The organism is Streptomyces sp. YGL11-2 (genome assembly GCF_050054615.1).
GTDB lineage: Bacteria > Actinomycetota > Actinomycetes > Streptomycetales > Streptomycetaceae > Streptomyces.
Window position 1 is genome coordinate 210,509 of sequence record NZ_JBNHIN010000009.1, and the last position, 10,478, is coordinate 220,986.

5 protein-coding genes and 2 pseudogenes are annotated in these 10,478 nt (G+C 72.4%); 4 read left to right on the forward strand and 3 right to left on the reverse strand.

Features of this window, described 5'->3' with window-relative positions:
- Window positions 1-127 precede the first annotated feature (127 nt).
- Both ACO1BR_RS13440 and ACO1BR_RS13445 read left to right on the forward strand, forming a co-directional pair.
- A pseudogene (locus tag ACO1BR_RS13440) lies at window positions 128-2,845 on the forward strand (ComEC/Rec2 family competence protein); the annotation flags it as partial.
- A 462-nt stretch (window positions 2,846-3,307) separates the two neighbouring features.
- Window positions 3,308-4,018 (forward strand): annotated as a pseudogene (locus tag ACO1BR_RS13445) (arylamine N-acetyltransferase family protein); the annotation flags it as partial.
- A gap of 203 nt (window positions 4,019-4,221) precedes the next feature.
- Here the strand turns inward: ACO1BR_RS13445 and ACO1BR_RS13450 are convergent.
- Window positions 4,222-4,476 carry a hypothetical protein gene (locus ACO1BR_RS13450; protein WP_426795283.1) on the reverse strand — a complete coding sequence of 85 codons (255 nt, stop codon included), beginning with the start codon at window positions 4,474-4,476 and terminating at the stop codon, window positions 4,222-4,224.
- A 202-nt stretch (window positions 4,477-4,678) separates the two neighbouring features.
- Between ACO1BR_RS13450 and holA the strand changes: the two genes are divergently transcribed.
- Entirely contained in the window at window positions 4,679-5,704 is a 1,026-nt protein-coding gene (gene holA, locus ACO1BR_RS13455) for a DNA polymerase III subunit delta (RefSeq protein ID WP_426795284.1), read from the forward strand.
- 354 nt (window positions 5,705-6,058) lie between these two features.
- Here the strand turns inward: holA and ACO1BR_RS13460 are convergent, their stop codons facing one another.
- Both ACO1BR_RS13460 and rpsT read right to left on the reverse strand, forming a co-directional pair.
- Window positions 6,059-7,111, reverse strand: a complete 1,053-nt coding sequence (locus ACO1BR_RS13460; protein WP_426795285.1) for a collagen-like triple helix repeat-containing protein — start codon at window positions 7,109-7,111, stop codon at window positions 6,059-6,061.
- Window positions 7,112-7,619: 508 nt separating this feature from the next.
- Window positions 7,620-7,886, reverse strand: coding sequence for a 30S ribosomal protein S20 (rpsT, locus tag ACO1BR_RS13465; RefSeq protein ID WP_426795286.1), 267 nt, complete (start codon window positions 7,884-7,886; stop codon window positions 7,620-7,622).
- 651 nt (window positions 7,887-8,537) lie between these two features.
- Here rpsT and lepA point away from each other — a divergent pair.
- The gene (lepA, locus tag ACO1BR_RS13470; RefSeq protein WP_426795287.1) at window positions 8,538-10,412 is read left to right on the forward strand and encodes a translation elongation factor 4; all 1,875 of its coding nucleotides are present in this window, start codon (window positions 8,538-8,540) and stop codon (window positions 10,410-10,412) included.
- Window positions 10,413-10,478: the final 66 nt, after the last annotated feature.

A 10,478-nucleotide genomic window follows, 5' to 3' on the forward strand; every position in this document is an offset into this window, starting at 1 on the left:
GACCACCCGTGATCCGGCTGACCGCGTAGATGCCACGCCTGGCCCCGTGCCCGCCGATCGCGACCCGGCGGACCTGTCGGAGCGGCGGCAGCCCGGCCCGGCCGACCTCCGGCTGGTGGCACCGGCGCTGGCCGCCTGGGCGGCTGCCGCGATCTGCCTGGACGCGCCGGGCAGCGGCGTGGCCGTGGCCTGTGCGGTGGCGGTGGCGCTCGCGGCCTGCGCTCTGTGGAGGGCGAAGGTCAGGGAAGGCCCGTCCGCGGTGGGCGAGGACCGGACGACGGTCCGCTCGCGCCCGGCTCGCATCTGGTCCGCGGGGGCGCTCGTCGCCGTGGCGGCGGTGCTGCTGTGCGCCGCGGCGGGGGCGGCGTCCGCGGCGCTGTACGCGGCGGAGGCACGGAGCGGTCCGCTGCCGATCTGGGCACAGCGGAATGCCCGGCTCACCGTGGAGCTGGAGCTGACCGGCGACCCACGGATGACCCGGCCCAAGGTGCGTGGTTCGCAACGCACGCCGCCGTCCCTGGTGTTCACCGCCGACGCCGTCCGCGTCATGGCACCGGACGGGTCGGTCACCGCCGTCCGCACCCCGGTGCTCGCCGTCGTCCAGCAGCACGATGCACGGAAAGGCTCGGGACACGGTGCCGGGGACGATTCAAGGGAAGGGGAAGAGGGAGAGGCCGGGCAGGGGGCGGGGGATGGCTCTGGAGAACGGGGTGCGGGAGGCCGGGCGTCCGCGGGTGGCGGCCCGGCCGGTGTCCCGTACGCGCCGGAGACGGGAGGACGGGCCGAGGGATCCGGCGGGGCGTTGCCGGAGTGGCGTGGGCTGCTGCCCTCGACGCGTATCCGGGTGGCGGCCCGTGCCGTACCGCCGCTGTCGTCGGCCGAGCCGGTCGCCGCGGTGCTGCGGATCACCGCCTACGGGCCGCCGCGCACGGTCGGCTCGCCGTCCGCCCTCCAGCGACTGGCCGGGAAGCTGCGTGCCGGGCTCCGGGAAGCCACCGAGGGCCTGCGTCCGGATGCCAGGGCGCTGCTGCCCGGCCTCGTCGTGGGCGACACCTCCCGTGTGCCACAGGACCTCGACGACGCCTTTCGGGCCACCGATCTGACGCATCTGCTCGCCGTCTCCGGCAGCAACCTGACGATCGTGCTCACCCTCCTGATCGGCCCACCACATCTGGCGGCCAGGGCCGAACGCCGCGGGCTGGCACGGCGCCTGGGACTCTCGCTGCGCGGTACCGCCCTCGTCGGTGGCGGGCTCGCCCTGATGTTCGTGGTCGTATGCCGCCCGGACCCGAGCGTGCTGCGAGCCGCCGCCTGCGGGCTGATCACGCTGCTGGCGATCGGCACCGGCCGACGGCGTTCGCTGCTTCCCGCGCTGGCCGCCGCCGTCCTGCTGCTTGTCCTCTACGACCCCCGGCTTGCCCGGAGTTACGGATTTCTGCTCTCCGTCCTGGCGACCGGCGCGCTGCTGCTGCTCGCCCCGCGGTGGAGCGACGCCCTCCGGCGGCGCCGGGTGCCGCCCCGGCTCGCCGAGGTGATCGCCGCCGCGGCGGCCGCCCAGGTGGTCTGTTCCCCGGTGATCGCGGTCATCGCGGCGCGGGTGGGGCTGGTCGCGGTGCCCTGCAACCTGCTTGCCGAGCTGGCCGTGGCCCCCGCCACGATCCTCGGCTTCGCGGCCCTCGCCGCCGCCCCCGTCGCCCTCCCGCTCGCTCAGGGGCTGGCGTGGTGTGCGGGCTGGCCGGCCGGGTGGATCGCCTGGGTCGCGCGCACGGGAGCGGCGCTGCCGGGGGCGGAGTTCGCCTGGCCGGGCGGCTGGGCGGGCGGGCTGTCGCTCGCCGCCGCCTCCGTGGTGCTGTTGGCGGTCGGCCGCCGGGCGCTGCGCCGGCCCTGGCTCTGCGTGCTGTGTGCGCTGGCCCTCGTCCTGGCGGTGTGCCGTCCGGTGCCGCTCACCCGCATCCTGACCGGCTGGCCGCCGCCGGGCTGGCGGATGGTGGCCTGCGACGTCGGGCAGGGCGACGGCCTGGTGCTGGCCGCCGGGGACGGTACGGCACTCGTGGTGGACACCGGGCCCGACCCGCGCGCCATCGACCGCTGCCTGAGCGAACTCGGCGTCCGGCGCATCCCGCTCCTGGTTCTGACGCATTTTCACGCCGACCATGTGGACGGACTTCCAGGGGTGTTGCGCGGCCGTTCGGTCGGGGCGATCGAGACCACGTCGCTCCAGGAACCGTACAGCCAGGTCCGGTCCGTGCGTCGGGCGGCGGCGGACGCGCGGGTTCCGGTGATCGTCGCCGTACCGGGGGAGCGGCGCCGCCTGGGCACGCTGGCCTGGGAAGTGCTCTGGCCGCCCGCGCCGTTCGCCCCGCCGGTCCCGCCCCCGCCGGTCCCGCCCCCGCCGGTCCCGCTGTCGCCGGTTCTCTCACCGCCCATGCCCCCACGGCCGGTGCCCCCACTGGTACCCGTGGCATCGCGCGTCACCGGCGCGGCACCCGGCACCGCTGGGCTCACCGGCCCCAACGACGCCAGCGTCACCCTGCTCGTCCGTGCGGGCGGTCTGACCGTGCTGCTGCTCGGTGATCTCGAACCGGGAGCCCAGCAAGCCCTGTTGGCCGCTCATCCCGAGCTGCCCGCGGTCGACGTCCTCAAGGTGGCGCACCACGGATCCGCCTATCAGGACCCCCAGTTGATACACCGCCTGGCGCCGCGGCTGGCGCTGATCTCCTGCGGTGCCGGAAATCCGTACGGGCATCCGGCGTCCCGCACGATCGCGGCGCTGCGTGGCCAGGGCGCCCGGGTACTGCGCACCGACACCGACGGGGCCCTCGCGGTCCTGGGCACCCCGGCCAAGCTGTCCGCGGTGGTCAGCAGACGCCGTTCCCGGCGCCAGGCGGGCTCCGCCAGGCGTCGCCGCCGCCGGGACCATCGGCCAGGGAAGAAGCCGGCCGCCGACCCCGCCTCGGCGCCCGTTCCATCATGGAGAGGACGCATATCCGATGGAGAGGACACACTTCTGATGAACGCCGACCCCATCGATCCCATCAACCGCATCAACCGCATCGACCCCATCGACCCCATCCACCCCACGGATTCGACGGCCGTCACCGAGGCACCCGACGGCAGGGGTGCGATAGGTGCGACCGGTGTGCCCGACGGCAGGGGCGCGATAGGCGTGACCGGTGTGCTCGACGACAGGAGTGCGACAGGCGTGGCCGGTGAGCCTGGGGCGCCCGGCGCGACCGCTGCGTCTCTGCGGTATCTCCGGCGGATAGGTGCCGACCGGCCCGCCGTTCCGGATGCCGAAGCGCTGCGGAAGCTGCATCTGAGCCATCTGCGGGCCGTGCCGTTCGAGAACCTCTCGATCCATCTCGGCGAGGAGGTCGTGCTCGCGGAGGGCCCACTGCTGGAGAAGATCGTCGGGGCGCGGCGGGGCGGGTTCTGCTACGAACTCAACGGCGCCTTCGCGGTACTGCTCCGGGCGCTCGGCTACGAGGTCGCACTGTTGTCGGCGCGGGTGTTCGGACCCGACGGAATCGGGATTCCGTATGACCACCTGGCGTTGCGGGTGCGGACTCCGACCGGGCCGTGGCTCGCGGATGTCGGTTTCGGCAGGCACAGCCACTATCCGCTGCGGCTGGACAGCCGGGAGGACCAGGCGGACCCGGGGGGCGTTTTCCGTATCGAGGAGACCGACGAGGGGGATCTGGACGTTCTGCGGGACGGGGTTCCGCAGTACAGGGTCGAGCAACGCCCCCGGGCGCTCGCGGACTTCGAGGTCGGCTGCTGGTGGAACCGCACCTCGCCCCGGTCGCACTTCACCCAGTCGCTGGTCTGCTCGCGGCTGACCGAGACCGGCCGGGTCACGCTCTCCGGCCGTACGCTGCTGGTCACCGGGGCCGATGGTGCGCGCGAGGAACGTGAACTGGGCGCGGCCGGGGTGCTGTCCGCCTATCGCAGCCACTTCGGCATCTCGCTGGACAGGGAGCCCGTTGTCACCACGTTTACCGGTAACGACCAGAAGTAGAGGCAGAAGTAGAGGCAGAAGTAGAGGCAGAGGTAGAAGCAGGAGTAGCAGCAGCAGCGGTGGGGAGAGCGGAGGCCGGAGACAGGGAGCTCAAGGAAGGGCGGGGGCGGGGGGAGGGGGAGGCCCCCCGTCGGCAGAGGTGATCGGGGCAGGGAGCGCCGCCCCCGGCGCTCGGTGGCGGGTGTCCGGGCTGCCGCCGGTCGTCACTCTTCCTCGCGCCAGCCCTCGTACTCGGCGGCGAGGCCGTCCAGGCGGTCCGCGTCGTAGGCGGCCTCCGGGTCCTCGACGACCACCAGCCACTGCGCGTCCTCGGCGTCGTCCTCGCCGGCCAGCGCGTCCCGTACGAGCTGGGGTGCCTCGGCGACGCCGAAGCGTTCGGTCAGCGCCTCGGCTACCTCTTCCGCGGCGTCGCGGTCGGGGAGGACGAGGACGTGGCGCAGGTGATGTGTGTCGTTCACCGGACCATTGTCGGGGAGCGGTACGGCGTTCCGGGAGGCGGGCCGGAGCGCGGCCGGGCGGCTGTGCGACCGGTCCGCGGTACAGACGGTCCGCGGTACGGGCGGGCCGCGGTGCAGACGGGCCTGGGTGCAGACGGGCTGCGGTGCAGACGGGCTGCGGTGCGGGAGGCGATGTCAGTGGGGCGTGGGATGCTGGGACGCGATGGCCAGGAAGACAGCTAACGACGATCCTCCCCCGAGTTCTCGGCTCCGCTCGAACGGGGGGGACCCCCTTGCCCCCGTCACGATCGCGGTGGGCCAGGAAGACCTGCTGCTCGATCGCGCGATGCAGCAGGTGGTGGCAGCTGCCCGGGCGGCCGACGCGGACACCGATGTGCGCGACCTCAGCTCGGATCAGCTCCAGCCCGGCACCCTCGCCGAGCTGACGAGCCCCTCGCTCTTCGCCGAGCGCAAGGTCGTGGTGGTGCGGAACTCCCAGGACCTGTCCGCGGACACCATCAAGGACGTCAAGGCGTATCTCGGCTCGCCCGCCGAGGAGATCACTCTGGTGCTGATGCATGCCGGCGGGGCCAAGGGCAAGGGCCTGCTGGACGCGGCCCGTAAGGCCGGGGCGCGTGAGGTGGCCTGCCCCAAGATGACCAAGCCGGCCGACCGGCTCGCGTTCGTCCGCGGTGAGTTCCGGGCGGCCGGGCGTTCGGCGACGCCGGAGGCGTGCCAGGCGCTGGTCGACGCGATCGGCAGCGATCTGCGGGAGCTGGCGTCGGCGTGCTCGCAGCTGGCCGCCGACGTCGAGGGCACGATCGATGACGCGGTCGTGGCGCGGTACTACACGGGCCGGGCCGAGGCGTCGAGCTTCACGGTCGCCGACCGGGCGGTGGAAGGCCGGGCTGCCGAGGCGCTGGAGGCGCTGCGCTGGGCGATCGCGACCGGTGTCGCCCCGGTCATGATCACCAGCGCGCTGGCCCAGGGCGTCCGGGCCATCGGCAAGCTCGCCTCCGCACCGCGCGGTGCCCGCCCCGGTGACCTTGCTCGCGAGCTGGGGATGCCGCCGTGGAAGATCGACCGGGTCCGGCAGCAGATGCGCGGCTGGTCGGCGGACGGTGTCGCGACGGCGCTGCGCGCGGTGGCCGCGGCCGACGCGGGGGTGAAGGGCGGCGGGGACGATCCCGAATACGCCCTGGAGAAGGCCGTGGTGGCGATCGCCCGGGCGGCCCGGTCCCGGCGTTAGGGGAGGCGGGCGGCGGGGAGAGCCGAAGGCGGCGCCCGACAGCGTTGCGGCGTGCGGGCGTGCGGGCGTGCGGATGGGGCTGGCGCCGCATGTGGCGGCGGTCGCATGGTGCCGACGACCTCCCCGCAGGCCCCCACCCACAGGCCCAACTCATGGGTCCCATCCACAGGCTCCAGGCGCAGGCCCCACCCACGGGTCCCCTCACAGTCACTCACGACGGGCCCATGTCGGACCTCCACCACAAGCCCCAGCCGCTCCTGCCCCATGACGGGCGACTCGGCTGCGGGCCCCAACCGGCCGCGCCCGCAGCCGGGTTGCCCCGGCCCGCGCGCTACCCGGCCTGCCCGCCGGCGCTCACCCCTTCAGCCGGCGCAGCGTGTCCTTGGCGCTGGTTTCGAGCATCGTGGTGATCTGGTCGGTGGTCGGCGGCTTGTTGGTGGCGGTGCTCGACGTATAGCTGGACCAGGTCGACTGGTAGGTCAGCCAGCCGTCGCGGACGGCGAGGATGACGTAGGAACCGTTGTTGTTGGAGGCGTCGTCGCGGGTGACCAGATACGCCTCGTCGCCGATGCCCGGTACGGACTCGACCTTGTAGCGGACCGACGCCTCCTGCTTCTCCCAGGAGCGGTAGTTGTCCGCGAACTCCGGGGCCGGGTCGGACTTCTTGTGCAGCGTGACGGCGTTGTAGAGCCAGGTCGAGGAGTAGCCGGTGGTCCCGGCGGCGTCCGGCGTCAGCGTGACGTTGCACCACATCGAGTCCATCGACGGCTGCTGGGTGCCGCTGTGCTGGGGGTTCTCCGTCGGCGATCCGGGCGAAGTCGAGCCGGTGGTCCCGCTGTTCGGCTTCGTCTGGAAGTGGGCGTTCTCGAAGGGGGTCATGGACGTGGCGGCGCAGAGGTCGCTCTTGTACGCGTAGCCCTTGAGGTCGGGGCTGGGCTCCGAGGAGAAGCCGCCGGTGGCGAACATCACGGACGCCCCGATGGCGGTGGCGGCGACCGCACCGCCGAGGGCCCACAGCCAGCCGGAGACGCCGCTGCCCGTGCCGCCGGCAACGCCGCCGAGCGGGGCCCCTCCGTGTATGCCGGGCACCCCCGCGGCCCCTGCGGGCAGGCCGGGTACCCCCGCGGCGCCTGTGGGTGCGCCTGGCGCGGTGCCTATGAGTGCGCCGGGCACCCCGGATATGCCGGGCATTCCCGGTGTTCCAGGTGCTCCTGGTGTCCCGGTGGCGCCGGCTGCCGGATAGCCGTAATTGCCGGGCCCCTGAGGCGGTGCCCCGGCCGGCGGGTTCTGCGGCGCGTACGGATTCTGCTGGGCGGGCGGCGGGTTCGGCGGCGCGGGAGCCGGGCCGTAGGGGCTCGGCTGCGGCGGGGCGTTGTAGGGATTGTTCTGGTCCCCCGTGTTGGACATGGCCGCAGCGTAGCGGGACATCGTCGACAGTCAACCCGCTTCGGAGGTATCCCGATATCGGGGATGGGAGCCCATATCCCAGACCATGTCGCCAGCCCCCTAGCCCCCTAGCCCCCTGCAGCCGTGTCGCCGGGCCCCTGGCGTATACCGTCCCGCCTCTGCCCGTCGCGCGCCCGACCTGTACGCCGTCCCACCTCTCCCCGCAGCCCCTGCGACCCGTACGCCAGCCCAGCCCAGCCCGCGCCACCAGCGCCCCCTCACCGCGTCCCCCCCGCCGCACACAGCGAAAAGCCCCGCCCTCGCCCCGGGGAGGGGCGGAGACGGGGCTTCCGTATCCAGCATGGGTGGCTGCTTCGGCGATTCCGCCGAGCGAGCCGGGTGCGCCGCACCCGCGTGGCGAACGCAGGCCGTGTGCGGCGCGGTGGTGCACCGGTCAGGGAGCGGTGAGAGGGGCCGCTGGGTCCCTGGCGGCAGGGTGACCGCAGCTGGTGCGGTCAGGAAGAGAGAGTCAGCCCTTGAGGCCGGCGACCTTCTTGGCCAGCGCCGACTTCTTGTTGGCGGCGGCGTTCTTGTGGATGACACCCTTGCTGGCGGCCTTGTCGAGCTTCTTGGCTGCCAGGGCCTGCGCGGCGGTGGCCTTCTCCAGGTCACCGGCCTCGACGGCCTCGCGGGTGCGACGGAGCGCGGTCTTCAGAGAGGACTTGACAGCCTTGTTGCGCTGACGAGCCTTCTCGTTGGTCTTGATCCGCTTCATCTGGGACTTGATGTTCGCCACGAAAGAGCCTTTTCAGGTTCGTTGGAGTTTCGATGTGCGCCGCGCACGATAGAGGGCACGAAGCGCAGTGGACCAGGTTACCAGCAGGGTTTATGGCTCCCAAACCGGGCTTCGGACCGCCTCCGGACCGGGGCCGTCTCCGGGTTCCGGGCTTGGGGCCGCCTGCGGACCTTGGATCGGCTCCCGACAGGGGACCACCATCGCACCGGCGACCGCCCCCAACCGGCGACCGTCTCCGCACACGGCCCGGTAACGCCCCGTACCAGCCCCGCCCGCCCTGCTACCGGCCACGGGCATCCCGGTACGGACCGCAGGTATCCCGGCACCGGCCGCCGGCATTCCAGTAAGGGGACCACAGCCGCCCGGGCCGACCGCCTGACCAAGACCACCCCGACTGAGACCACCTCGACCGAGACCACCCCGACCGAGACCGCCCCGGCCGCCACCGTCCAGCCCGCTGCTGACGGGCCCAGCCCGCCGCCGAAGCGTCCGCCCGACCCGCCGCCGCAGCGTCCGGGTGGACCGGCCCGCCGCCCCGCGGACGCCCAAACCGCCCCACCCCCGTCGCTCATGGGACGATGGGGGAGACGTCGTCCGACACGAGATGACACACCCCCGTCCCGCCTACCGCGTTCACTGAATGGATCCTGCGTGCCCGCGACCCCTACGAACGTGCCGGAGCCGAGCCGTACCGACCCGGCGCTCCTCCGTAACTTCTGCATCATCGCGCACATCGACCACGGCAAGTCGACGCTCGCCGACCGGATGCTCCAGCTCACCGGTGTCGTCGACCAGCGGCAGATGCGCGCGCAGTATCTGGACCGGATGGACATCGAGCGCGAGCGCGGCATCACGATCAAGTCCCAGGCGGTCCGGCTTCCCTGGGCGCCGTCCGAGGGCGAGGAGGGGAGCGGGACGACCCACATCCTCAACATGATCGACACCCCGGGCCACGTCGACTTCACCTACGAGGTGTCGCGCTCCCTCGCCGCGTGCGAGGGCTGCGTCCTCCTCGTCGACGCCGCCCAGGGCATCGAGGCCCAGACCCTCGCCAACCTCTACCTGGCGATGGAGAACGACCTCACGATCATCCCCGTCCTCAACAAGATCGACCTGCCGGCCGCGCAGCCCGAGAAGTTCGCCGCCGAGCTGGCGAACCTGGTCGGCTGCGAGCCCGAGGACGTGCTGAAGGTCTCCGCCAAGACCGGCGTCGGGGTGCCCGAGCTGCTGAACCGCGTGGTTCGCGACGTCCCGGCCCCGGTCGGCGTCAAGGACGCCCCCGCGCGCGCGATGATCTTCGACTCGGTCTACGACGCCTACCGCGGCGTCGTGACGTACGTGAAGGTCGTCGACGGCACGCTCGGCAGGCGCGAGCGGATCAAGATGATGTCCACCGGCGCCGCGCACGAGCTGCTGGAGATCGGTACGAACTCGCCGGAGATGACGCCGGCGGACGGCCTGTCGGTCGGCGAGGTCGGGTACCTCATCACCGGCGTGAAGGACGTCCGGCAGTCGAAGGTCGGCGACACCATCACCCAGCTCGCCAAGGGCGCCGAGCAGCCGCTGGGCGGCTACAAGGACCCCAAGCCGATGGTGTTCTCGGGGCTGTACCCGCTCGACGGCTCGGACTACCCGGAGCTGCGCGAAGCGCTGGACAAGCTCCAGCTCAACGACGCCGCGCTGGTCTACGAGCCGGAGACCTCGGCCGCCCTGGGCTTCGGTTTCCGCGTCGGCTTCCTGGGCCTGCTGCACCTGGAGGTCGTCCGTGAGCGGCTGGAGCGCGAGTTCGGCCTGGACCTGATCGCCACCGCGCCCAACGTGGTCTACCGCGTGGACATGGAGGACGGCAGCGAGCACATCGTCACCAACCCGAGCGAGTTCCCGACCGGCAAGATCGACAAGGTCCATGAGCCGGTCGTGCGGGCCACGATCCTGGCGCCGAGCGAGTTCATCGGCGCGATCATGGAGCTGTGCCAGACCCGCCGCGGCACCCTGCTCGGCATGGACTACCTCTCCGAGGACCGGGTCGAGATCCGCTACACCCTCCCGCTCGCCGAGGTCGTCTTCGACTTCTTCGACCAGCTCAAGTCCAAGACCCGCGGCTACGCCTCGCTGGACTACGAGCCCACCGGCGAGCAGACCTCCGACCTGGTGAAGGTCGACATCCTGCTGCACGGCGACAAGGTCGACGCGTTCTCCGCGATCACGCACAAGGACAAGGCGTACGCGTACGGCGTGCGGCTGGTGGCCAAGCTGCGCGAGCTGATCCCGCGGCAGAACTTCGAGGTGCCGATCCAGGCCGCCATCGGCAGCCGGGTCATCGCCCGTGAGACGGTCCGCGCCATCCGCAAGGACGTCCTCGCCAAGTGCTACGGCGGTGACATCTCCCGTAAGCGGAAGCTGCTGGAGAAGCAGAAGGAAGGCAAGAAGCGGATGAAGATGGTCGGCAGCGTGGAGGTGCCGCAGGACGCCTTCATCGCGGTGCTGTCGTCGGACTCCGAGGGTGACGGCAAGGCGAAGAAGTAGGAAGAAGCAGGGCGAAGCGGGGAGAAGCAGGAAGAAGCAGCCGGCCGGTGGCCGGCGGTGGGGGGG

Coding starts and splice junctions, on each gene's coding strand:
- holA (WP_426795284.1), top strand. CDS start 4,679: ATGGCCAGGAAGACAGCTAACGACGATCCTCCCCCGAGTTCTCGGCTC.
- ACO1BR_RS13460 (WP_426795285.1), bottom strand. CDS start 7,111: ATGTCCAACACGGGGGACCAGAACAATCCCTACAACGCCCCGCCGCAG.